Source organism: Paenibacillus doosanensis (assembly GCF_025060755.1).
Taxonomy (GTDB): Bacteria; Bacillota; Bacilli; order Paenibacillales; family NBRC-103111; genus Paenibacillus_S; species Paenibacillus_S doosanensis.
The window spans coordinates 12,937-36,445 of the sequence record NZ_JANYUY010000017.1 but is presented as its reverse complement, the minus strand read 5'-3'; the positions used below and the strand labels follow the sequence as shown (position 1 = coordinate 36,445).

Below are 23,509 nucleotides of genomic sequence, written 5' to 3'. Positions count from 1 at the left end.
TACAATGTCATTCAGAATGAAATTAAATGGAATGTTTTTAGGACTTTTGCTCGCATTCATGGTCATTTCCTCCTTGATTATTTACTTTGTTTCCCAGCATTTAATTATCGATAACGTAAAACTCTCGAATGAAAGCGAACTGTCGATCAACCTTGAAACGATGGAAGATTCCATTTATAAGAGCAAGGAAAAGTTTCAGTTGTTTATGGACGACTTCCAATTTACGCTTGACAGCGATATCCAAGACGACAATACCCTATTAAGAAAGGCCTTTGACTTCAATTCCGAGCTGAGAACGTTTCTGTATTCCAATAAAGAATTCAAGGGCATTTTTTTGTATCAAAATCAAGTATTAATGGGAACTTCACTGGCGAACGAAGTGATTTCATATACAGATACTATGGAAGAGAGAGCGGCCGGCCAATCGATCCAAGAATACTTGTGGACTCAATTGAAGGAAGATTGGAAATACGGGCAGAGCGACTTTTTTGAAGAAAATTTATTCATTGCCCCGCTCCAAGACGGAGCCTATATGATTGCCGTATTGGATTATCAGAAGCTGATCGACCAGAGCGATCTCGGATTAATCAAACTCAACGCGAAAAATCAGGTGATCTATGGAGATCAACAAAAGATAAAAGAACTGTTTAACAATCACATTATAGAAAGTGTGGGACCCGATTCCGGGGCTATGGTCACATCCCGATTCGAAAATCAGATTGTCTCTATAAAGAATAAACAGGGAGACAGATACATTTTATTGAGGGATATGAGTCAAATCGACCGCAGTATCGATCGAATCGTGCGTAATCTTGTCGGTTATGGGTTGATAATATTCATTGTATTTGCCGCGATTTCCCATGTCGCTACGGGGTGGATATTGAAGCCGGTATATGATTTCATTCACAAGCTGAAGCAGGTAAAAGGGTTTGAACAGCGAGAATCGATCCACCGCTATATTGCAACCTATCAAGAGCACTCCAGCGCCTATAAGAAGCTGTTCCTTTTTTTCTCCATGATGATTATTCCTACTCTGTGCATGATCCTTATTTCATATCATCAATTCGACCGTATGATCGAAGAGAATTCACGGCAAGATCATATTCGAATTTTCAAGCAGACTGCCACAAACATCGAAAATAACTTGCAATCGTACCATTCCTATATGCGGTATTTGACCCTTAACGGAGAGTTTCAAGAACTAATGATGAAAGAGAACGGCGACTCATTGCCACGAAATCGGGAATTTGCGGACATCTTAATTAGGAAGGGAATCATTGATAAAAGCTTAAGTTATATATCCATCTACGATGCCGATAACCGGCTTGTGTTCTCCAATGCGAAAAATAAACCGGCGATGGAGCCCAGGCAGCCGTTATTGGTAATGAAAAAGGAGATCAAATACTTAGGCAATACGGTCGATAAATCGAACTTGTTTAAATATATGGGATATATCGAATTCGGAATCAACGGCGTTCTCGATAATCAGCTGCATACGAACAGGATGTCGGCCGTCATTCTTATGAATCGTGACAGCGGAAGCGGCCGTTTCCAAACGATCAGCTCACCCATAGATCATCCTTATATGGAATACATGGAGGCGCACATTCCGGATATGACAGGCGAGCCCATTGACCATCAATATATAACCGTGAAAGGCCAGAAAACGTTGTTTTCCACAATCCCTATCGTCATGGAGCAGGAAAAGTGGAATTTAGGTTTATTTGCTCCGGCATCTTGGGAAGAGCAGCAATACATTTTTATCCTCCTGTATTCGTTCGAAGTGTTTTGCATGTTATGCATTATTATTATCGCCTCTACCTTATTGGGGAAACGGATGACTGCTCCGGTGCGCCGAGCGATCCATTTGATGGAGGCCTATCCGCATGACCAATCGATCCGGTTGCGCGGAACCGAGCATGACTTTGAATTTGTTGTTCTTGCCCACAATTTTAACCATATGCTAAGCCGGCTGGAAACGTTGTCGATGGAGTTAATGACGAAAAAGAACGAAAACCTGGAAATGGAAAAACGCATCAACAAGCTCTTGTTTAAAGCGCTGCAATCGCAAATCAAGCCGCATTTTCTGCAAAATATTTTCACCTCCATCTTGCTGCTTCTCAAAACCGGGAAGCCGGAGGAGGCGAGTATGATGCTTGTGGCGACAGCCAAATTTCTGAAAACGGGTTTATCCGGTTCCAGGGACTTAATTACGCTGGAAGAGGAGCTGGAGCATGTGCACAATTATGTGCAGCTCCAAAGTATCCGATTTGAGCGACAGCTGGCTTTTCATGTTGATGTAGACGCTGCCTGTTATAAAGTGCTGCTTCCTAAATTTATTTTTCAGCCTCTTGTGGAAAATGCCATTCATCATGCGATGGAAAAAAATCGGCTCTTAACCGTCAAAATATCCGGCGCCGTGGATAACAAAGACTTGATCATCATAATTGAAGATGACGGGAAAGGCATGGATACCGAACAATTAGCGAGCACATTGATTACGATGAACAATAAAACGCAGTCCATTCATTGCGGGTTATCCAATGTTCACGAAAGGCTGAGCCTTGAATTTGGCGAGGGCTACGGACTGGAGCTCAAAAGCGTCAAGGGGACGGGCACTCAGATCAGAATGAAGATCAGCCTGCAGAAGGAGCTGGAACCATGAACAAATTTACACTTATGATTGCGGACGATGAGAAGATCATTAGAGACGGCTTGGAACACTCCATCCATTGGGATTCGCTGGGATTTAATCTGGTAGCCGTCGCCGCTGACGGCGAAGAGGCGTTAGAGCTATTCCAAGCCTATAAGCCGGAGGCCGTTATTATGGATATTCATATGCCCGTCTTAAGCGGGTTGGAAGTGCTGGAGAAGATGAAAGGCTTGCGTCCCGAAACGGAGATTATTTTGCTTAGCGGCTACGACGAATTCGCTTATGCCAAAAAAGGCATTCAGCAAGGCGCATTCGACTATGTCGTTAAAATTAATATGTTCCCGGAGCTGGAAGAAGCCTTGGCGAGGCTGTATCGGGTCTTGTCCCATAAGCAAGAGGAAAACCGGCAATACAATCAGCTTCTGCTGCTCAAAAACGATTATACGTTTCAACAATATATGAAGGGTTCTCCTCCCTCAGAGCTTAATCAAGCTGGGGAGCCGTCGCATTACAGTGTGGCAAGCCTATGGCTTCCGTCGCCCTATCCATTGGATGTGATTGGTTTCTACCAAACCGCATTTCCCTTGAAGCTGATATTGAAACAGGATGACCGGTATATTCACTTTATTTTCTTAGAGGAAGGGGAAGAATTTCAGCACTTTCACAAGAAGTTAGCGGATTGTATTCAAATGATAACGGCTCACTTGCGCGAGATCGCCGCCGATGCGTATAAAATCGGAATGGGCTCCATTCAACGCTGCCTATCGCAAATCCCCCTTATGTATAAAGAAGCGATGAAGACGATCGATTTCCTAAGAGCGGAAGATCCGGATAATTCGGCACGATCGGTTTTATTGTACGAAGATTGGCAGGGACAGGATACGTGCATTGAATTTAACAACGTTTCAAGCATGCACTGGGTCAATTGGGTTTATACCGGGGATGCCGTGAATTTAGTGCATTGGATGAGAACGGTATTTGCCGAAGGCTGCTTACATAAAAAGCTGAGCGTTTCCGATATGAAGTACTTTTGCCTTCAAATAGCTGCGCAATTCGAGAAAATGACGAAAGTCCAAGAGAATAAAGCTCTTACTTTGAATGAATTTGATTCGATTATGGACTTGGAAGCTTATATGCTGCCGATCGTCCAAGAGCAATGCGAGCTTATCCATCATAGAGCACAGCTGCAGAAGAACGAAAATATATCGTTCATTAAAGAGTATGTGGATGAGATGTATAGAACCAATTTGAACCTGGAGGATGTCGCTCGGCAATTTTATTTCAGCCCCGGTTACTTATCTTCCAAGTTTAAAGAGTACACCGGCATGACTTTCTCCAAATATGTAATCACGAAACGAATCGAAACCGCCTGCCAATTATTGGTTAGAACCGACATGAAAATTTATGAGATTGCCAGCGAAGTCGGGTATTCGGATGAAAAGCATTTTAGCAAGCTGTTCACTCAAATCATGAACACGGGGCCAAGGGAGTACCGCAAACATAATAAATAAGGAATGCTGTGTGCCGCAGTGGAAAATAACCCACCTTTTTTCTGTTTTTCACCTTCTGTTTTTCATGGGGGTGTAATCGTATACTAAAACCATTAAATGTATGCGATTACATTTCAAAAAAAGGGGAGATAAGATGGAGCCAAACCAGTTTTTTTACAAGATTCGAATGCTGTATTCAAAACACCAAATTATTCTTTTTATTATTCCGGCGCTCATTTACTATGTGATTTTCAGATACAAGCCGTTGTACTTTGTTCAGATTGCATTTAGGGATTTCAGAATAACACGGCCGCTGGAGAAGAGCCCCTGGGTTGGTTTCGAGCATTTTGTCACGCTATTCAGTTCAACCGACTTTCAACAAGCTCTAGTCAACACGTTGATTATCAGTTTTTATAAAATTTTGTTCGGTTTTCCGGCGCCTATCGTGTTGGCTCTAATGCTGAATGCTCTGAGAAATGCAATGTTTAAAAGAATCAGCCAATCGATCCTGTATCTTCCTCATTTTATTTCCTGGTCGGTGCTCGGAGGCATCATATACAGCTTGCTATCCGTCCATGACGGCTTGGTCAACGAGATTGTGAAATGGTTTGGCTTCGAGCCGATTTATTTTGTAGGCGACAAAGCCTATTTCCGGGGGATTCTGGTTGCATCGGAAATCTGGAAAACGATGGGGTGGGGAACCATCTTGTATTTGGCGGCTTTGACCCGGATCGACGTATCCCTATATGAAGCGGCCCGTGTCGACGGCGCTTCCCGTTCGCAGCAGCTGTGGCATATTACGCTTCCGGGCATATCCACTACGATCGTGGTGCTGTTCATCATTAATATCGGCCATTTGCTGGATGTAGGTTTTGAACAAATTATGGTCATGAGCAACCCTATGGTAACGAGTGTAGCGGACATTATCGATACTTATGTATTTCGCGTAGGGCTCCAAGAAGGCAAGCACAGCTTGGCTACGGCGGCAGGACTATTTAAAACGTTAGTGGCGGCCGTCCTCGTCTATTCGGCGGATCGGCTGGCCAAAGTTATAGGGCAGAGGGGAATTATTTGATGACGAGTACCATTCGCGATCGCAAACACCCGATAGGAGATACGTTGAATGCGGCAATCATGATATTGTTATGCGTCATTATGCTCTATCCGTTTTGGCAGACGGTAGTCGCTTCCTTCATGTCGGACTCCGAATATTTGACCTCTCGGTTCAAAGTGATGGTGACGGCGCCTACTTTAGCGTCATATAAGCAAATATTTGCAGACGGTACGATCTTCATTCATCTCCGGGTGACGTTCTTGATTACGGTCATAGGCACTGCTGTCGCCTTATTTATGACGGCCTACTCGGCTTACGGATTATCCAAACCGTTCAAAGGGTCAAAAGCCGTCATGTTTCTGATCGTCATGACGATGTTCATGCATGCCGGCCTCATTCCTGACTATATGAACTATAAAGAGCTCGGGCTGATCAATCATTTTGCGGTATATATTATTCCTTATATGATCAATACGTTTTATTTAATTATTATGAGATCGACTTTTATGGAATTTCCTAAAGAATTAGAAGAGGCCGCCCGCATCGACGGCTGCAATGACTTCCGGATCTTCTTCACTATCGTTTTGCCGTTATCCAAACCGATATTGGCGGCCATCGGCTTGTTTTTTATGGTGGGCTTCTGGAACACGTATATGCAATCGGTATTTTTTATTACCGACAATGAGTTGAAGACGGTTCAAGAATATTTGCAAAAAATGATTAACAGCACGCAGGATTTGGAATCCGTCATGCTGGCTGAATCCGGGGAAGAGGGATTTAGTACGGAAACGGTACGTTTAGCGAATATCGTTATGGTTTTATTGCCAATTATTTCGGTATATCCTTTTTTGCAAAAATATTTTGTGAGCGGAATCATGATGGGTTCTTTGAAAGGCTAAATGATTCAAAGCTTAGAGACATGAAAGGGTGGTTCAAGTATGTTGTTCAAAAAAATGACCGTGTTAATCCTTATTCTCGTTCTGACGATCGCTGTTTTCGGGTGTTCCAATCCTTCCGGGAACAGCACCGATTCCAAGAAAGACGCGAATCCGGATTCCGCTGCGGCGCCCGGTAAAATAAGTTTGGCGAAAAAATATGACATCAAGTGGTTTCAGTGGGGTCCCCGCGATATTGCCCCCGATGATGCCATTATCCAATATTTGAATGATAAATTTAATGTGAATATTAAAGTGGAGCGGATCTTGGCCAAAGAATATCAAAAGAACCTGGAGTTGAAAATTGCGGCAGGTGATGTGCCTGATGTATTTCGCTATTCGCTTAGCACAGGAACGCATATTTATAACCAGCTGTATGAAGACGATTTTTTGATGGATTTCAAGGAGTATGCCGATAAATATGATTTAAAAGGATTACAAGCTTACATGAAACAGCCGGGGATCGAGGAATTCCGCGAAGAAAACGGAATTTTCCAGCTTCCGTCCCGTAAATCCGGAGTCATTCCCAGCGTGATCGTCGTCCGGCAAGATTGGCTGGATAAGCTCGGACTGAAGAAGCCGGCGACGATGGATGAATTCAAAGCGATGCTGAAAGCTTTCAAGGATAATAAAATGGGGGGCGCGAATACAGTGCCTGCCACGTTTGCCTTCGGATCGTCCGCGCTTCTTGGATTCTCCACCGCTTACACCGGCGCCAACACTTGGGGGAAGGCGGACGGCAAATGGATGTATGAAGCGGTCATGCCGCAGTACAAAACATTCCTGCAATTTGCCGGCGAGTTATACCGGGAGGGCTTAATCGACCGGGAGGTGTTTACAGCGAATGAGGCTCAGGCTAAAGCCAAGTTTCTCTCCGGGAGCTCCGGGGTCATCGTGGCTCCTACGGAAAGATATGCGGCGCTTGAAAAGGATTTATCGGAATCCAACAAAGAGGCCAAGCTGTCGTTGATCATTCCGCTGCCTAAAGGACCGGCTGGAAATTCGGGCAGAGCTTCCACGAGCTTTACCGAGCCTATCGTAGTCATTAAAAAAGACCGGGATGAAGATTTCCTGGCAAGGGTTGCCGCTATCATCGATTATACTCACAGCGAAGAAGGCATCAAGCTGCTCAACTATGGGATAGAAGGTGTCCACTATAAAACGGAAAACGGTAAGATGGTTAAAACCGCGCTCTATGATCGGGATATTATTCCGTCATTGGGACACTTACTGGCCATGACCACAGATTACTCGTTAGCGTCGGGGGATGTAGAAGGCGCATTAAAGGAAAACTTCGAATATTCCCTAACCTCCGGTATTGCCCCTCCGGTTACGGCGCTGTCCTACGGAGACTCCAAGGATTCGGTGCCGGCGATTGATAAAAAATACAATGAGTGGATGATCAATTTTGTGACCGGCGCTAAGGATATTAACGCAAGCTGGGATCAATATGTGAAAGAGATGAACGATGCCGGGCTCGGCAAGCTGACTTCGGCCGTCGAACAAAATACGAAGAAATGGAGCAAATAAATCGGATGACGAATCCAAAGCCTAACGTAATTATCATTATGGCCGATCAGTTGAGATATGATGCGATCGGGAGATGGACTCCACATTTAAATGAATTGAAAAATGAATCCGTTGTTTTCAACAGAGCCTACTGCGCCTCCCCCTTATGCGTTCCCGCCCGGGGGGCGTTCTTCACCGGAAAATATCCCAACGAAACCGGATGCTTAATTAACCCTTGGGCGGAGCAGGATCGGATGCACGGGATGGTCAAGGAAGGAACTCCTCATTTGTATCAGTTGATGGAGGAGCATTGGGACAGCTGGCATACCGGTAAACAGCATTTATTTTATCCGTTGAAGCCGGAAGCACAGCCTGAATCGCAAACCCATTGGGATACCGAAGCCAATTATAAGGCTTTCTTGAAAGAACACGGAAAACAAGCTCCGGGCGGCCCGAAATTCAAAGGACTCGTGCCCGAGATGATATCCGGCAAGCATACGGCCGTCAAAAGCTATTCCGTACCCGTTACAGACCGCTACACGGAAGATGTGGATTATTTTTTTGACGGGTACATCACCAATCGTACGCTGGAGGCCCTAACGTCCAGAGACCCCAATAAACCTTTGTTCTTGAGCGCAATGTATTTGGCGCCTCATCCGCCGTTCCACCTTCCGGAGCCTTGGTACTCCATGGTCGGAGAAGAAGAGATCGAGCTGCCGGATAATGTCGGGGTCTGGTATCCGGATCAGTCGCCGCTGCAAATGTATAATGTGACGGGAGTGCTGGGAACCCGCTATTCCCGTGAAGAATGGCGTTCAATCTGGGCCAAATATCTAGGGCTAGTTCATCTGCTGGACGAGGGCATCGGACGAATCATTGAAGAGCTGAAAAGACAGGGCATCTACGATAATTCCCTTATCCTCTTCACCAGCGATCACGGAGAAATGCTGGGCTCGCATCGGCTATGGCAAAAATTTTGCATGTACGAGGAATCGGTGCGAACGCCGTTGTGGATCAAATTCCCTGCCGGGTTTACTCCTGCGGAGAATGAAATCCATGAGACGGTCAGCTCGATCGACATATTGCCAACCTTATGCGAATTCCTCGGTTTGGATAGTCCGGCATCCTTGTCCGGCCAATCGCTTATGCCGCTGCTTCGCGGAGAGGCCCGGAACGCCGAAGCCGTATATATACAGTATGACGGGAACGGCTCGTTGGGAAATTTTCAGAGGTGCGTCGTCAAGGGGAGATATAAGCTTATCGTGGATATATTCAAGGACGAGACTTTCCTGGAGCTGTACGACGTGGTGGACGATCCGCAGGAGAAGACCAATCTGGCCGCTTTACGCACACATGATCATGAATTGAATCAGCTTCTGGCTATGCTGGAGAAGCATATGGAACGGACGGGCGATCATTTATCGTTCCGAATGGGCATACGCAGACTTGTCTAGTGAGGAGAAGACAGCGGCAGTCCGGACTCGCAAATTCCGGACTGCCGCTGTCTTCCTTAGGGTCTGAAGTTTTCAGCTCAATATTTCAATATACCCGAGATCGCCGTTAACCCTTATTCTGTCGCCGTCTTTAATCAGCGTTGTGGCATCATCGACTCCTACGACTGCCGGAATGCCGTATTCCCGGGCAACAACCGAGCCATGCGTCATTAACCCGCCGACTTCCGTAATGACTGCAACCGCGGATTGGAACAGCGGGGTCCAACCCGGATCAGTGTGAGGTGCCACAAGAATTTCCCCTTCCTTCAGCATAGCGTTCTCAGGTCTTAGGATCACCCGGGCAATCCCTTCCGCAATGCCGGCAGAAACGGGACTGCCGATGATCGTCCCTTCCGGGATATTGTCTTTTTTGGGAGGAACGATAACGATTTCCCCTTCGCTTGTCATAACTCTTGGCGGCTTCAAGCCTTGGTACCTTTGAAACTCTTCTTTGCGCTGGGCAATCAGCTGAGATAGGTTCCCTTCAAAGCGCCCCAGCAAAATATCAAGCAGCTCGCTCAATTCCAGGAAATAGACGTCGTCGGCTTGCGAGAGATGTCCTTTTTGTACAAGCGTCTCAGCTTCCTCCATAATAGCCTTCTTGCATTCGCCCATGGCGGTAATGAGAATATATTTATGTTGTTCCCGCAGCCCGCCTAAATGGCGATATACCGAAATCAGCCGTTTAGTGATTTTGGCTTTGAAAAAGTCTCCTTTTACCGAATCCAAAATAGCGTGACTAGCGGATTCCGCTTCTTTCTTGCCCTCGGCGAATCGCTGCCGGTGTTCGCCGGGCCGGTGACTATGAATGTGGCTGAACAATGCAGAATTCAATTGCGTAGGCGCTTCGTACCAGCGCAGAGAAGTCATATCGATTTCACCCGGGCATCTCATCCCGTATTTATCGATAAATTTTGCAAAAGCATGTCTATACGCTTCGCCGCCCGGCACGCGGTCGAGGCCGGAGTAAAAGGTTCGATCGTCAGCTTGTTTAAGGTATTGTTGAACCTCGGGAAGTTCCCGCAGCATATCTGCCAGGTCGCCCAGCTCAAGCCCCATGTCGCTTGTTACATTATGGGGCAGAGACTTATTCAATTTATTAAGCTCGGCCTCGTCTCCAAACCTCCGGATAATCGTTTTTTTAAGCAAGGCGCTAGAGACTAATCCGGGCCAGACGTAAGGGATCACGTTATTTATAATATCGCGGAGTACGTGTCCGAGTTGCTCCTGAACGATGAGGATTCGCTCAGCGCCGTGTTTCCTGTGGAGGGACCGCTTTACACTTTCTCTATATTCCAAGGTATATCTCTCTACCTCGGCTATAGCGGCTTCCAGATCGCCGGCACGAAGAATGTTCCACGCCTTGCCTACGACGGGCGCCGCCATTTTTCTAACGGATGAGAGAGAGATGCTTTGGGAAGACGGGTTATCCTTGAGAAATTCGGGACGCGAAACGATAGCATCTACGGACCGGTTCATACCTTCATCGACATTCCCAAGCAATGCCAGGACGCCTTTGCGCGCTATCTTATGATGCAGAATACCGGTGATGTCGCCGAATATTCTTCCTCCGGCCGCCTTCAGCAGATTGGAAGGGAATATGTGATGTAGTACAGATAAGCCGAGCGGCTTCATTGCGTTCGTCATCATTTGTGCATGGCCGAACGATAGCAAGATTCTCAACGGCCGTTGCGGTATATCCGGCAAAGGATACAGGGTCGTAATGGGCCGGCTCTGGACAATAAATAATTCATCGTCCGCTACACAGAACTCGATATCCTGAGGAGCGCCATAGTGACGCTCAATCTTCTTGCCCAGAGCGGCAAGCTCCATAATCTGCTTATCGGTTAAAGCTTGCCGTTCCTGCATCTGAGCGGAAAGCTCTTTGGTTACTGTACCGCCTTCAGGCAGAGCATAGATCGCTAACTTCTTTTTCGATATTTTTTTATCGATAATCTGATTGTTCTTCACTTTATACAGATCGGCAGTCACCTGACCGGAAACTAGTGCTTCCCCCAAGCCAAAACTGGCATCAATCGAGACAACCGCACGATTCCCGTTGACAGGATCGGCTGTGAACATGATCCCCGACGTATCCGGTATGACCATTTGCTGAACGACTATGGACAAATAGACCTCGCGATGATCAAAGCCGTTCTTGGCTCTATACACAATGGCGCGATCTGTAAAAAGCGATGCCCAGCAGTGCTTGACATGCTGCAGCAGCTCTTCCCGGCCTCTTACGTTCAGATAAGTGTCCTGCTGACCGGCAAAGGATGCGTTAGGCAAATCTTCCGCTGTCGCGCTGGATCTGATAGCATAAAAGCTCTCCGACCCTTCTTTGGTCCATGCCTGAATGACGGCATCCATAATAGGAGAGGGGATAGACAATTGCTGCAGATGGGTCCTTATGCGCTCGCCGATTTGATGGACCTGTTCTAATTGCGACGGTTCGAGCCGGTCCAGTTCAGCAAAATAGCTATCCATTTCTGTACTGGTTTGCAAAAAGTCATTATAGGCATGCGTCGTTATGCAAAACCCGCCCGGTACAGGAAAGCCGGCCTGAGTCATCTCGCCCAAATTTGCGCCTTTTCCGCCGACATAGGGAAGACTGGAGCGATCTATTTGATGAAAAAAGAGCACATAGGGTTTCATAGTATAGCCTCCTAAGCTATCGATTCGCACGCAATTATTTTTATGCATCAAGCTTTTGCTGTTTGTGCATTGACTGAGGTTTCAGCACGGAACCAAATATTACAATCGCGCTCACTACACCAATCCAAGTAAGCGACGATACTGCATGATTCCAGCTTAACCCTTTACCGAAGAAGAACAGCTCACGAAGACCTTCTATCATAAAGCGCATTGGCAGCCAAGAGTAAATCCAGTCCCGGTAGAACGGGGACATCATCTCAGGAGCTAAAGCGAGTAACGGCGCACCAAAGAAAAGCAATAAGGCAAAGACGGCAATTCCTTTCATTCCTAACAATGACATTACAGCAGATATCAGAAGGAAGAAGCTGAAAAAGGTAATCGTTAAGAAAAGCGCTGTATCCGCAAACTGCGGAATGTGAAGCCCCACCATGTTTTCTGCGAGCCAAGTTAACCCGAATCCAACGACTACCGCAACAACCGCACCCGCTACAACCTGCATTAACTTCGCAATAAGGTTCTCTGTTCGAGTTTTAGTCGTCGTCTTGCTGATGACCATAAAGAGAACCGCCGCGCTTGCAAGACATGCCATCCAGAGAGGTTGGAATAAAGATACAGGGGCATTGCCGTTTGCGCTTTTTGTACCTGTTTCGTTGACATTAGTAATTTCCTTGATAATAGGACTTGTCAATTTGGAAGCCTGGTCCGGTGTCAGTGTGACGCCTTGATTGGTAAATCCTTCAAAGAGCTGGGTGCGAATATTATTGTTCATGTTATCGACGATTCCATTCAGGACTTGGTCTGCCATTGTAGATGCCGCAGGGTTCATTCCTTGATTAATAAAGATTTGAATTTTCGGAGAAACAGGCGTTGGAGTGCGCAAGGAAGCTTGTTTTTCGCTGAAATCATTCGGAATCATAAGCGCTGCGTAATAGTCTTGATTATCTAAACCGTTTTGTACTTCTTCGGCACTGTTTACTTCCACCCATTTAACAGCGGGTTCCTCGCCAGAGGTTGAAGATGCCGTTTTCTGCATCATGTCAACGATAGTCTGCCCCATATTCACCTTTGGTTGATTTGGGATTTCTAATCCTTGATCTTCATTGAAAATGGCGATCGGTAAATTTTTGGGCTGAACTTGGACAGATGGAAAAAGTGTAAGCAAAAAAATAAATATGACCAACAAAGCAATAATAGGCGACAACAGGACGAGCTTGTTTTTAAATATATTCATAAAGGACCCACTCCTTTTCCACTCATTAGTTATTGGAAGATGAGCTTCCTATACCATGAAGCATAAAACGAACGGCATCTTCAATTTCCTGTTCATCAATAGACTCCTTATTCAACAACACCAACTGCGAAGCAAAAAATCCGCCGACGAACGTAAATAACGATTTCAGCATTTTGCCGGTCGGAATGTCCGTGAGTTCTCCGCGTTCTTTAAATAACTCGATAACTTGGGTGAGGCGAGAAGCAGCTACCTCGAAAATATAAGGGATGAGTTCTTTTTTCAATTCCTCTTTATAAATAAGTTCCTTGATGATAATTTGGAAAATTTCCTTGTTTTTCAAGGCCAATTCAATACGATTTTTCAGAAACTCCCTCAAGAAGCCTTCAAAGGTCGATTGAGATCGGCAAAGTTGACCGAGGACCTCGTCCGCCATAGAAGGAAAAAATTCCTTAAATTGAGGAATAATAAGGGCAAGCAATAATTTGTCTTTCGTCCCGTACTGTTTGAAAATGCTTGCTTCAGAAACCTCGGCCAGCTTGGCAATTTCGGCAGTTGAAGTATTGGAATAACCCTTTTCGGCGAACAATCGAATGGCGGCCTGAACAATCCGTTGTTGTTTTACGGTTAGTTTTACCGATTCCGACGAGAGGAATTCATTGAACATGTTGTTGGACAAATCGGCTTCACCTCTTTATAGGTTATATTTATGTCGAAAATAAAAAGTAAGTAATTACTTACTCAATAATGTTATAACATCGCGCCTAGCTTTATGTCAACTTAAACATCAATCAACACTTCATGCAACATTGTTGATTGAACTGGAAAAGCAAGCATTATAAAATGAACTTCGAGAAACAATCAACATGTTGTTGAGCGAAAAATTCGATAAAAGCAGAGGTGTAGCATGTTATGAAAGCAGTGCGATATCATCAATATGGGGGACCGGAAGTTCTTCGTTACGAGGAAGCTCCGATTCCGGAAGTCAAGTCAGACGAAGTGTTGATTAAAGTTTCGGCGACCGCTTTTAATCCGGCAGACGCCATGTTAAGAATGGGGGCTCTGAAAGAGGTTCTGCCTTTAGCATTGCCATTTATTCCAAACGTAGACGTATCCGGCGTCATTGAGAAAATAGGGGGAGCGGTTACAGATCTGCGAGTAGGGGATCAAGTGTTTGCTTTTCTCGACATGCTGAGAAACGGGGGAGCCGCAGAGTATGTGGTCAGCAAGGCTGCGGATGTTGCTCTTGCACCTGCAAATATAGACTTACAAGCTGCTGCCGCCATTCCAAGCGGGGCGATGACAGCTTGGCAAGGTCTGTTCGATCACGGCCATCTTCAATCGGGCCAACGTGTGCTGATTACAGCTGCCGCCGGCGGTGTCGGGTCTATGGCCGTTCAATTTGCGAAATGGAAGGGCGCTTACGTTATTGGTACGGCTTCCGAAAGAAGCTTCTCCACCCTTCAAGAGCTGGGGATCGACGAGATCATCGATTATAACCATGAATCCGTTGAAGAGAAACTAACCGAGAAGGTGGATGTGATTTTCAATCTTTCGCCACTGAGTTCAGACGAAGTGACGAAATGGCTGCATGTGCTCAAACAAGGCGGCACGCTTGTCACAGCTTTACATCCGGCGGATGAAGAACTTGCCAAGAAATTAACGGTCAATACGGTGAGAATGGCCGTACAACGAAATGCACGGCAACTGGCCCAAATCGCCGAGCTAGTAGACGAGGGACATGTTAAGCCGGTGATCACGGAAAAACTACCATTACTTCATCTTGCGGCTGCCCATGAGAAAGTGGGAGAAACGCGCGGAAAAGTCCTCGTTATTGTAGATGATAAAATTTGATTTTCAAATAAATAAGCGCTATTTCTTCGGGGGTTTGCCGCATTTCGTTATTCAGCCAATATTCTATAATACCGAGAAGAGCTGAAGTTGCAAAAGCAGAAACATAGGCATTAGGGATGGAGGGATCATGGATACGATCATTCAACACTTCAAAAATGCCGTTATTCAAAGACAGCTTCAGCTTGTGTGGGAACGCAGGGTCTCCTTTGGTGCCCAATAAGCTTTTTAAAATCCGTCCATTCGCATTCAAATACTGAAAAACTTCCACTAAAGGAGAATAGGGAATATTTAGTTTAGAGCATTCCAGCATTTCTTGATAATTTAGGGAGTTCATGTTCTTCTGCAATCCAACAAGTAATTCATCTTCCATTTGTTCGATCAAGTCGTATTTATCCCGATAATGAAGGTAAAACGTACCCCGATTTACGTTTGCCTTCAGCGTCAAGTCTCGGACGGTTACATCGCTGAACCCTGTTTCTTCCATCATGAGAAGCAGGGTTTCTTTAAGTAGTTGCCGTGTTCTTGCAACCATCCGGTCATGCATGGTTTCTGTCATAAAATAATCTTACCTTTCTTAAACGCTGCAATGATAGTCTAGCCGTTTTTTTATTATATTGTAGTATAAGTAATAAAAAACAATCAATGCACTACTTTGAGTAATTACTCACTTCTCAAAAGCGGTTGTCCTATGTTAATATTGAATAATGAGTACATACTCACTTTGCCTTCATTTATTCATTTTGCCTATTTCTAAGGAGGGACCTATGGACAACGCGAATCCCATATCCTCTTGTGTTCTGCTGAAGAACGTGAATAAAAGCTTCGGGAGCAAGCAGGTGCTGTACGATATCAGCTTACAAATATCGGAGGGAGACATTCTTGGACTGCTAGGGCCATCCGGCTCCGGCAAATCCACCATTATCAAGCTGATCAACGGCGTCGATCAATCCAATAGCGGCGAGGTCTATGTGCTTGGCGAAAAGATGCCGAAGCTTGCCGTGATGAATCAGATCGGTTATATGGCCCAATCGGATGCGCTGTACGGCGATTTGACGGCCGCGGAGAACATCGTGTTCTTTTCGTCCATGTACAAACTTTCCAGATCGAAGCAAAAACAACGCATGAACGAAGTCATGGAGCTTGTCGATTTATCCGCCCACCTCAAAAAACAAGTCAAGCATTATTCAGGGGGGATGAAGCGCAGGCTTTCCCTTGCTATCGCCCTCATGCACGAGCCTCCCATACTGATATTGGATGAGCCGACCGTCGGGATTGATCCGATTCTAAAAAGGGCCATTTGGGAGGAACTCAAGAAGTTGAACCAGCAGGGAACTACTCTTATTGTTACGACTCATGTCATGGATGAGGTGGAGAACTGCAGCAAACTCGGCATGATTCGAGATGGAAGGTTGATCGCGTTCGGTACTCCGGAGCAATTAAAGAACGCAACAGCCTCCAACACCATTGAGGAAGCGTTTTTGTATTATGGGGGTACGGCCAAATGAGAGTCCGCGCAATCATGATTCGCATTCTGCTTCAGCTCAAGCATGATAAGCGAACGATGGCATTGATGATTTTCGCCCCGATGCTCATCATGACTTTCATGACCCTCATTTTCGGCGGATCGGATTACCACCCCAAGATCGGAATCGTCAATGCGCCGCAGAGCTTCGTTACGATTCTGGAAAATGAGGATGCGAAGGTAACATTTTATTCGGAAGGGGAGGCGGAAGAAAGCATTCGCGATTCGCAGCTGGATGCGGTCATCAATTTTAAGAACGGAGCTCCGTATGTTCTGTTGGAGGGAAGCGATCCGAGCAAGAGCAAAGCCGTTCTTATGCTGATTCAAAAGCTCACGCAGCAGTCCCTTCCGTTAATGAAGCCGGATATTACCTACGTCTACGGATATGCCAACATGTCTTCTATTGATAATTTCGGCCCTATTCTTATCGGTTTTTTCGTCTTTTTTATTGTTTTCTTAATTGCGGGAGTCTCATTCCTGGGAGAACGAACTACCGGCACGCTGGAACGTCTGTTGGCGACGCCGCTGCGGAGATGGGAAATCGTAGTAGGGTACGTACTGGGCTTTGGCGTGTTCACCATTATACAGTCGGCGCTGATCTCGCTGTACTCCGTCTATGTGCTTCATCTATTTATGGTGGGATCGTTTGCTCTGGTGCTGCTGATTACCGTGCTGACCGCTATGGTTTCGCTGACTATCGGCATTTTCATATCTGCGTTTACGAACAATGAACTGCAAATGATTCAGTTTATCCCTATTGTCATCGTTCCGCAAGTTTTTTTCTCGGGATTGCTTGACGTTAGTACTATGGCTCCCTGGCTTCAGGCGTTGGGCCGTTTCATGCCGCTGACCTATATAGCGGATGCCTTGAGAAACATTATGATTCGTGGTAAAGGATGGTACGACATACAGAATGATGTGTTCGTGCTCGCGGGGATCTGTCTGTTCTTTATCGTCGCTAATGTATTGGTTCTCAAAAGATATCGTTCAATCTAAGAGGAGGATCGCGAATGAAAAAAAGAGCGGCGTTAAGTATCGTTATGGTTCTGCTGCTGTCAGGCTGCTCATTGCGAACCGGCAGCGCCGGAACGGAGATTAAAGGAAGCGTCGAATTCAATAAAATGTCCGCGGTCAGCACGGTGGCCGGCAAAATTATCGAGATGAATAAAGGGCAGGGAGAGCCGGTTAAAAAAGGGGACATCCTGGCTGTGATCGATCCGGCGAACCAAAAATATGCTGCCGAGCAATTAGAAGCCGTAGTCGCTATGAAGAAAGCCAAGCTGGAAGAGCTTAATGCCGGAACAAGACCGGAGCAAATAAAGCAGGCTCAGGCTCAGGCCGATGCGGCCAAAGCGCAGATGGAGCTTCTGTTGGCTGGCAGCCAGGCGGACCAGATTGAACAAGGAAAAGCCAATGTTTCGGCTGCCGAGGAATCCTTCAATGCCGCGCAAATCACACTGGATTACGTAACGGCCCAGCATAACCGAGCTATGAATTTGTATCAAGAGGGACAACTAAGCAAGGAGGATCTGGATAGCTCCGCCTACAAGCTGAACACGACCAAGAAACAAACCGCCGTGGCTCGTTCTCAGTTGGAAGCGGCCAAAGACCAGTTAGCTCAGCTGGAAAAAGGTCCGCGACCGCAAGAAATCAGCGCCGCAACGGCGGGCTACGAAGCGGCCAAGGCACAACTGGAGCTGCTGCAAAGCGGGAATACGAAGGAGAGCATTGCCATGGCTCAAGCGGATCTGGATCAAGCTACAGCTCAGTGGAATCAGGCCAAAAATTTGCTGGAGCAATACACGATCAAGGCGCTGGCGGACGGAATTATCACTAGCAAGAACGTTGAGCTCGGCGATGTGATTAATATAGGAACCAATCTTGCTGATATAGCAAAAACGGACGATATTTATGTGCTCTGTTATGTCCCGGATTCCTATTTGGACAAAATCAGCTATAATCAGCCAATCACAATCACTGCAGGCCAGAAAACAATCGAAGGCACGGTCAGCTACATCGCTCTTAAACACGAATATACCCCAAAAGATTTACAATCGAATGCAGACGGCAATCATGTAACAACCAAGGTGAAGATCACCATCAAAGGAGAAGACATCCAGTTCAACCCGGGAATGATTGTTACCGTCCATCTTCCCGCGGCGTAGCCTTCAGCTGCTGATACCCTGCAAACGTTGATGTTTCAACGGATGCGGGGTCGGCTTGTTTCATCAGCTCCGCGCAGACTTCCCAATACCCTCCATCACAAAACGTACGGCATCTTCGATTTCATCGTCGCTGATAGAATGTTGATTCAATATCACGAAGCGGGAAGCCAACAATCCGCCTATGAATGTGAAAAGCATATTACAGATTCTATCGGTGGGAAGGTCAACGAGCTCTCCGCGTTCCTTGGCCGATTCAACTAAGAGCGTCAGGCGCGGTGTAATGATCTCTGATATAAATGGTAGGATTTCGTTTTTTAATTCTTCTTGATATATGATTTCCTTTATAATGACCTGAAAAAGTTCTCTGTTCTCCGAAATAAATTCAACCCGATTTTTTAGAACTCCCTTTAGGACTCCTTCAAAGCTTGTACCATCATTGATCGTGAATTGACTAAGCACTACATCGGCTTGAGAAGCAAAGAGATCCTTTAAATGAGGAGCAATAAGAGAGATCAATAATTTATCTTTTTTGCCATAGTGCTTGAAAATGCTTCCTTCCGAAACTTCTGCAACTTTGGCGATTTCAGCGGTCGAGGTGTTTGAGTAGCCCTTTTCGGCAAACAATGCAATGGCTGCTTCTACAATTCTTTTCTGCTTCACAGTTTGTTTCCCGGAATGCAGCGATTGAAGCTCTTTGAACAAATTATGAGTTTGCAATGTAACTCTCCTTTCAATGAATATTGGAGCAGTTGGAAGCTCACATTAGAGTAAGTAATTACTCAGACAAAACAGTTATACCAATGAAGTCGGTCTTCGTCAACTAATAATCATAGCGTTGCAATAGGAATTCATATAATGTATGCCCATTTGGTAGAAAACAAATTCAAAAATTACCTGAATAGTAAGAAGCGGGCTGACCAGCCGCACTGGCGCTGAACTTTTGCGAAAACTCAATGCATAATAACTTACAATGTGGCTAAGGATATTCCATGTAAGTGAAAAGATGTAAGGATATTCTTGTAATGCCTCAAGCCCTTCGTGTGTCTAAGATGAGAACATGCAAAACAGTGAGAAAAACGAACAAAACATTCATTCTTTAAAGGAGGGGCTGGTTCAATGAATCAAAATATCATTTTGAACGAAATTTCGAAACTAAAGTCGAAGCAGTCGCAATGGGAACCTTTTACTTGGTACAAAGATATGAGGGAGAACAACCCTGTCTATTACGATGCTGAGCAGGATGTCTGGAATGTGTTTTTATATGAACATACCAAGCGAGTACTGTCTGATCACGAATTATTTTCCAACAAAAAACAGCGAAGCCTCATTCCCGTTCCCAGAGAGCATTTTGATAACCGAAGTAATATCAATCTTGTCGATCCACCGGAACATCGAAAACGCCGTGCTCTTCAATCCCAAGCGTTCACTCCCCGCAGCCTTAAAGAGTGGGAACCCCGAATCAAGGCTATTGTTGATGAATTGATTGCGGATTTGGAGGGCGAATCCACTGTGGATATTGTGGAGAAGCTGGCGATCCCTCTTCCGGTGACTGTCATCGCAGAACTGCTCGGTGTTCCTTTCAAAGATCGCGGGCTCATTAGCTCCTGGTCTGATATCATCTTTCTCCCCTATAATCAAGAAGCTTATGTCGATATCGACAAACAAAAAGGGCAGGCAATGAAGGAATTTCACGACTATTTGTTGCCCATCGTTCAAGAAAAACGGAAGCGGGCTGTAGATGACATTATCTCTGACTTGACTAAAGCTGAGCTTGATGGAGAACAATTAACGGATGAAGAAGTGGTCATGTCTGCGATCGGACTGCTCGGTGCGGGAAATGAAACGACGACAAAACTAATTTCCAATATATTCTATAGTATGCTGTTTGACAAGCCTGGCGTTTATCAGGAGTTGAGAACCGATGTATCATTAGTTCCCAACTTGATTGAAGAGGTGTTGCGCTTCCGCTTCACGGCTAGTATGGATCGCAGGGTAGCTCAAGATACCAGTGTCTTTGGGCCTAAGATGAAGGAAGGGCAAGTAGTCGTTGCATGGCTTGGCGCCGCCAACCGGGATGAATCCGAATTTGCCCATGCGGAAGAGCTTGATATCCATCGTCCGAATAGTCAACACCATCTCAGTTTTGGAAATGGTCCGCATTTCTGCTTGGGCGCCCCGTTAGCTCGTATGGAAGCGCGCATCGCTTTGAACGCATTTGTGAACCAGTTTGCCGATATTCAGCCGGTGAAGGGTTTCGATGTCACCGAACACTTGACCGACTCGGTGTTGGGCCAATCTCTTAAGAACTTACCTATATTGTTTGACCGTAATAGGTAATGCCATTCATTACCCATTAACGCATAGTGTAAAGAAGATCGCCGGTTCCCGCTCATCATGATCAAGAAAATGGCGATCTTTCGTATTATTTAGGTCAGCGGACCCCAATTAGCACCAAAGCAGAGACGCCAAATAATCTATAGGAACTTGAAAAGATGAGATCGGAAAGATTATCCGGGAGTTGCGTGAGCGCCAGGGCCGATGTAATCTACAGTCTAAGCCGTGATTATGACTTATTTGCAGCTGGAAAAATTGTTTACATTCACTAATGGGTTGTGTTACTTTTTAATATAAATAGTTGGATGCGCTTTCAAGCGATTCGAGCTGAGAACAAATGTTGTGCAGCATCCCGGCGCAGCGATCATGATGATTCTTTAATAAGGAGGCGCTCGCATGAAAGCTTACTTGCAATACGGGAGAGGGCAGCTTCAGGTGGAGGTGCCGGACACGGCGACGGTCATTGAACCGGTTCATCTGGGTCGGCTGCCCGATGAGAAGGAGGCGGTGCTGAACGCTCTGCGTCAGCCGATTGGAGCCGTCCGTCCTCTTCGCGACATGGTGAAACGGACCGATAAGGTCGTCATCGTTATCAGCGATATTACTCGCCCAACCCCGAATCACAAGCTGGTACCCTGGCTGCTGGAAGAGCTTGCTCATGTTCCGGCGGAGCAGTTCGTCATCATTAACGGCACGGGGACGCACCGCGATCAAACGCGCGAAGAGTTCGTGCGGATGCTCGGCGAAGATGTCGTGAGGCGTGTGCGCGTCATCAATCACCACTGTCACGAGAAGGCGGAGCTGGTTAATCTGGGACAATGCTCCTTCGGCTGCGACGTCTATCTGAATAAGGAATACGCAGAGGCGGACTTCCGCATCGTAACCGGGTTTATCGAACCGCATTTCTTCGCCGGGTTTTCCGGAGGTCCCAAAGGCATCATGCCCGGCATTGCGGGCATTGAAACGATTATGACGTTCCATAACGCCCGGATGATCGGAGATCCTTTGGCCACCTGGGGCACTATGACGGGGAACCCGCTGCAGCAAATGGCCGGCGAGGTGAACCGCATGTGTCCGGCGGATTTCATGCTGAACGTGACGCTGAATAAGGATAAGGAGATAACCGGCGTCTTCGCGGGAGAATTATTCGAGGCGCATGCGGCAGGCTGCGCTTTTGTCCAAAAACATGCCATGGCTCCCGTGCCGGCGCGTTTTGACGTTGTCATTACATCCAATTCCGGTTATCCTCTCGACCAGAATTTGTATCAGGCGGTCAAAGGAATTAGCGCCGCTCATAAGATCGTCAAGCAGGGAGGGGCGATTATTTGCGCCGCCGAATGCTCGGACGGCATTCCCAATCACGGGAACTATGCCGAGATTCTTCAGCTTCGGAAGACGCCGCGGGAAATTCTCCAGCTGATTAACGAAGGCGCTTTTCAGAAGTTCGATCAATGGCAGGTACAGAAGCAGGCGGTCGTGCAGGTGTGGGCCGACGTGCATGTGCTGTCATCTCTCCCGGATGAGGACATCCGGAAAGCGATGTTTACCCCGGTGCACGATATCGAGTCACTGTTGATCCGGCTCGGACAACGGTACGGCAGCGACATGAGCGTCGCCGTGCTGCCGCTGGGACCTTTGACGATTCCTTACGTGCAAGGGGAGTAGGAAAGTTCGTCATAAAGCTTGTGAAGCGATGAAGATATCTTTCCGAATGAAGAAATGGATGGACCGCTTCGCTTCAATGGCGTTGCAACCCAATATTTGCAACCATTTGCAACATTATTTGGCTTGGTTCCGTTATATAGACAATAAGAACTACGGGAATACCTCATCGAATAGTAAAAATATGTAAAATGCGCTTTGTTACTGTCACTGACACGAATACAAAGCTTCGGCTTTCCGCTTATTCTTGTTAATGGGATTAGCAATCCATAAGAAACAACCTAAGTTGAATTCTGCTAAAATGTAGTGTGTAATGTAATATCCCACAGCAATAAAGGAGAACTGAAAATGAGAAAACTCGTTCTATTTTTGCACGCATCGCTTGACGGTTTTGTAGAAGGGCCGAATGGTGAAATGGACATTGGCTGGGTTTCCTACGATGCGGATTTGGAGAAACATGCGAAAGAAATTTTGAGTACCGCCGATACAGTCATTTGGGGACGCGGGACTTATCAGATGATGCACAGTTACTGGCCATCTGTGCCCTCGAATCCATCAGCTTCGCAGCATGAACGGGATCATGCCGAGTGGATCGAAAAGACAGCCAAAGTCGTTTTTTCCACGACGCTGGAGAAAGTCGAATGGAATAATTCCAGACTCGTGAAAGAAGATGTCGAGGAAGAAATCAATAATCTCAAACAGCAGCCAGGCGAGGATATGGTCATCCTCGGCAGTCCTAGACTCGCACACCACCTTATGCAGCTTGATTTAATTGATGAGTATAAAATTACGGTTTCTCCCGTCCTGATCGGTAAGGGATTGCCGTTATTCCAAGGGCTCAAGGAGAGGATCAATCTGAAGTTAATCGAAAACAAGACCTTTGATTCCGGAGCCATAGGTCTCGTTTACCAGACGGTAAGATGACCTTGTCGCTTATAGTGATTAGCTAACGGGA

At 46.2% G+C, this 23,509-nt stretch carries 18 protein-coding genes; 13 read left to right on the top strand and 5 right to left on the bottom strand.

From position 1 onward, the window contains the following. The first annotated feature begins 4 nt into the window (after window positions 1-4). The 6 genes from N0M98_RS14120 (at window position 5) to N0M98_RS14095 (ending at window position 9,095) form a co-directional block, all read left to right on the top strand. Window positions 5-2,665: a cache domain-containing sensor histidine kinase gene (locus tag N0M98_RS14120; protein WP_259618277.1), complete on the top strand. Its 2,661-nt coding sequence runs from the start codon at window positions 5-7 to the stop codon at window positions 2,663-2,665. Next, complete coding sequence (locus N0M98_RS14115; protein WP_259618276.1) at window positions 2,662-4,164, top strand: response regulator transcription factor; 1,503 nt, start codon at window positions 2,662-2,664, stop codon at window positions 4,162-4,164. Before N0M98_RS14120 ends, N0M98_RS14115 begins: the two co-directional genes overlap by 4 nt. A 100-nt stretch (window positions 4,165-4,264) precedes the next feature. Next, window positions 4,265-5,218: an ABC transporter permease gene (locus tag N0M98_RS14110; protein ID WP_310943714.1), complete on the top strand. Its 954-nt coding sequence runs from the start codon at window positions 4,265-4,267 to the stop codon at window positions 5,216-5,218. Next, window positions 5,218-6,096 (top strand): carbohydrate ABC transporter permease, encoded by an 879-nt coding sequence (locus tag N0M98_RS14105; RefSeq protein ID WP_259618275.1) that lies wholly within the window; start codon window positions 5,218-5,220, stop codon window positions 6,094-6,096. The genes N0M98_RS14110 and N0M98_RS14105 overlap by 1 nt, the downstream gene beginning before the upstream one ends. Window positions 6,097-6,135: 39 nt before the next feature. Next, on the top strand, window positions 6,136-7,662 hold the full coding sequence (locus N0M98_RS14100; RefSeq protein WP_259618274.1) for an extracellular solute-binding protein: 1,527 nt from the start codon (window positions 6,136-6,138) through the stop codon (window positions 7,660-7,662). Between the two features lie 5 nt (window positions 7,663-7,667). Continuing rightward, on the top strand, window positions 7,668-9,095 hold the full coding sequence (locus N0M98_RS14095) for a sulfatase family protein (protein WP_259618273.1): 1,428 nt from the start codon (window positions 7,668-7,670) through the stop codon (window positions 9,093-9,095). Window positions 9,096-9,167: 72 nt separating this feature from the next. On the opposite strand, the gene N0M98_RS14090 is transcribed toward N0M98_RS14095, so the two are convergent. Genes N0M98_RS14090 through N0M98_RS14080 form a run of 3 tightly spaced genes read right to left on the bottom strand, consistent with a single transcriptional unit; the run spans window position 9,168 to window position 13,696 of the window. Continuing rightward, a complete protein-coding gene (locus tag N0M98_RS14090) occupies window positions 9,168-11,789 on the bottom strand; it encodes a phosphoenolpyruvate synthase (RefSeq protein ID WP_259618272.1) in 2,622 nt (873 codons plus the stop codon). A 40-nt stretch (window positions 11,790-11,829) separates the two neighbouring features. Beyond that, on the bottom strand, window positions 11,830-13,014 hold the full coding sequence (locus N0M98_RS14085) for a YhgE/Pip domain-containing protein (protein ID WP_259618314.1): 1,185 nt from the start codon (window positions 13,012-13,014) through the stop codon (window positions 11,830-11,832). A gap of 31 nt (window positions 13,015-13,045) precedes the next feature. Beyond that, complete coding sequence (locus N0M98_RS14080) at window positions 13,046-13,696, bottom strand: TetR/AcrR family transcriptional regulator (RefSeq protein ID WP_259618271.1); 651 nt, start codon at window positions 13,694-13,696, stop codon at window positions 13,046-13,048. Window positions 13,697-13,929: 233 nt separating this feature from the next. Between N0M98_RS14080 and N0M98_RS14075 the strand changes: the two genes are divergently transcribed. Then, window positions 13,930-14,871, top strand: a complete 942-nt coding sequence (locus N0M98_RS14075) for an NADP-dependent oxidoreductase (RefSeq protein ID WP_259618270.1) — start codon at window positions 13,930-13,932, stop codon at window positions 14,869-14,871. Here N0M98_RS14075 and N0M98_RS14070 read toward each other — a convergent pair. Continuing rightward, a complete protein-coding gene (locus N0M98_RS14070) occupies window positions 14,849-15,427 on the bottom strand; it encodes a TetR/AcrR family transcriptional regulator (RefSeq protein WP_259618269.1) in 579 nt (192 codons plus the stop codon). The genes N0M98_RS14075 and N0M98_RS14070 overlap by 23 nt on opposite strands. 208 nt (window positions 15,428-15,635) lie before the next feature. On the opposite strand from N0M98_RS14070, the gene N0M98_RS14065 reads away from it, so the two are divergent. The 3 genes from N0M98_RS14065 to N0M98_RS14055 are packed head-to-tail and all read left to right on the top strand — an operon-like array spanning window position 15,636 to window position 18,558. Continuing rightward, complete coding sequence (locus tag N0M98_RS14065) at window positions 15,636-16,376, top strand: ABC transporter ATP-binding protein (protein ID WP_259618268.1); 741 nt, start codon at window positions 15,636-15,638, stop codon at window positions 16,374-16,376. After that, window positions 16,373-17,389 (top strand): ABC transporter permease, encoded by a 1,017-nt coding sequence (locus N0M98_RS14060; protein WP_259618267.1) that lies wholly within the window; start codon window positions 16,373-16,375, stop codon window positions 17,387-17,389. Before N0M98_RS14065 ends, N0M98_RS14060 begins: the two co-directional genes overlap by 4 nt. A 14-nt stretch (window positions 17,390-17,403) precedes the next feature. After that, a complete protein-coding gene (locus N0M98_RS14055; RefSeq protein ID WP_259618266.1) occupies window positions 17,404-18,558 on the top strand; it encodes an HlyD family secretion protein in 1,155 nt (384 codons plus the stop codon). 63 nt (window positions 18,559-18,621) lie between these two features. Here N0M98_RS14055 and N0M98_RS14050 read toward each other — a convergent pair whose 3' ends face one another. Next, window positions 18,622-19,275, bottom strand: coding sequence for a TetR/AcrR family transcriptional regulator (locus N0M98_RS14050; RefSeq protein ID WP_259618265.1), 654 nt, complete (start codon window positions 19,273-19,275; stop codon window positions 18,622-18,624). Between the two features lie 399 nt (window positions 19,276-19,674). Here N0M98_RS14050 and N0M98_RS14045 point away from each other — a divergent pair, with 399 nt between their 5' ends. The 3 genes from N0M98_RS14045 (at window position 19,675) to N0M98_RS14035 (ending at window position 23,478) form a co-directional block, all read left to right on the top strand. After that, a complete protein-coding gene (locus N0M98_RS14045) occupies window positions 19,675-20,895 on the top strand; it encodes a cytochrome P450 (protein WP_259618264.1) in 1,221 nt (406 codons plus the stop codon). A 393-nt stretch (window positions 20,896-21,288) separates the two neighbouring features. Beyond that, the gene (gene larA / locus N0M98_RS14040) at window positions 21,289-22,557 is read left to right on the top strand and encodes a nickel-dependent lactate racemase (RefSeq protein ID WP_259618263.1); all 1,269 of its coding nucleotides are present in this window, start codon (window positions 21,289-21,291) and stop codon (window positions 22,555-22,557) included. Between the two features lie 345 nt (window positions 22,558-22,902). Then, the gene (locus tag N0M98_RS14035; protein ID WP_259618262.1) at window positions 22,903-23,478 is read left to right on the top strand and encodes a dihydrofolate reductase family protein; all 576 of its coding nucleotides are present in this window, start codon (window positions 22,903-22,905) and stop codon (window positions 23,476-23,478) included. The last annotated feature ends 31 nt before the right edge of the window (window positions 23,479-23,509 follow it).

Coding starts and splice junctions, on each gene's coding strand:
- N0M98_RS14120 (WP_259618277.1), top strand. CDS start 5: ATGTCATTCAGAATGAAATTAAATGGAATGTTTTTAGGACTTTTGCTC.
- N0M98_RS14115 (WP_259618276.1), top strand. CDS start 2,662: ATGAACAAATTTACACTTATGATTGCGGACGATGAGAAGATCATTAGA.
- N0M98_RS14110 (WP_310943714.1), top strand. CDS start 4,265: ATGCGATTACATTTCAAAAAAAGGGGAGATAAGATGGAGCCAAACCAG.
- N0M98_RS14105 (WP_259618275.1), top strand. CDS start 5,218: ATGACGAGTACCATTCGCGATCGCAAACACCCGATAGGAGATACGTTG.
- N0M98_RS14100 (WP_259618274.1), top strand. CDS start 6,136: ATGTTGTTCAAAAAAATGACCGTGTTAATCCTTATTCTCGTTCTGACG.
- N0M98_RS14095 (WP_259618273.1), top strand. CDS start 7,668: ATGACGAATCCAAAGCCTAACGTAATTATCATTATGGCCGATCAGTTG.
- N0M98_RS14090 (WP_259618272.1), bottom strand. CDS start 11,789: ATGAAACCCTATGTGCTCTTTTTTCATCAAATAGATCGCTCCAGTCTT.
- N0M98_RS14075 (WP_259618270.1), top strand. CDS start 13,930: ATGAAAGCAGTGCGATATCATCAATATGGGGGACCGGAAGTTCTTCGT.
- N0M98_RS14070 (WP_259618269.1), bottom strand. CDS start 15,427: ATGACAGAAACCATGCATGACCGGATGGTTGCAAGAACACGGCAACTA.
- N0M98_RS14065 (WP_259618268.1), top strand. CDS start 15,636: ATGGACAACGCGAATCCCATATCCTCTTGTGTTCTGCTGAAGAACGTG.
- N0M98_RS14060 (WP_259618267.1), top strand. CDS start 16,373: ATGAGAGTCCGCGCAATCATGATTCGCATTCTGCTTCAGCTCAAGCAT.
- N0M98_RS14055 (WP_259618266.1), top strand. CDS start 17,404: ATGAAAAAAAGAGCGGCGTTAAGTATCGTTATGGTTCTGCTGCTGTCA.
- N0M98_RS14045 (WP_259618264.1), top strand. CDS start 19,675: ATGAATCAAAATATCATTTTGAACGAAATTTCGAAACTAAAGTCGAAG.
- larA (WP_259618263.1), top strand. CDS start 21,289: ATGAAAGCTTACTTGCAATACGGGAGAGGGCAGCTTCAGGTGGAGGTG.
- N0M98_RS14035 (WP_259618262.1), top strand. CDS start 22,903: ATGAGAAAACTCGTTCTATTTTTGCACGCATCGCTTGACGGTTTTGTA.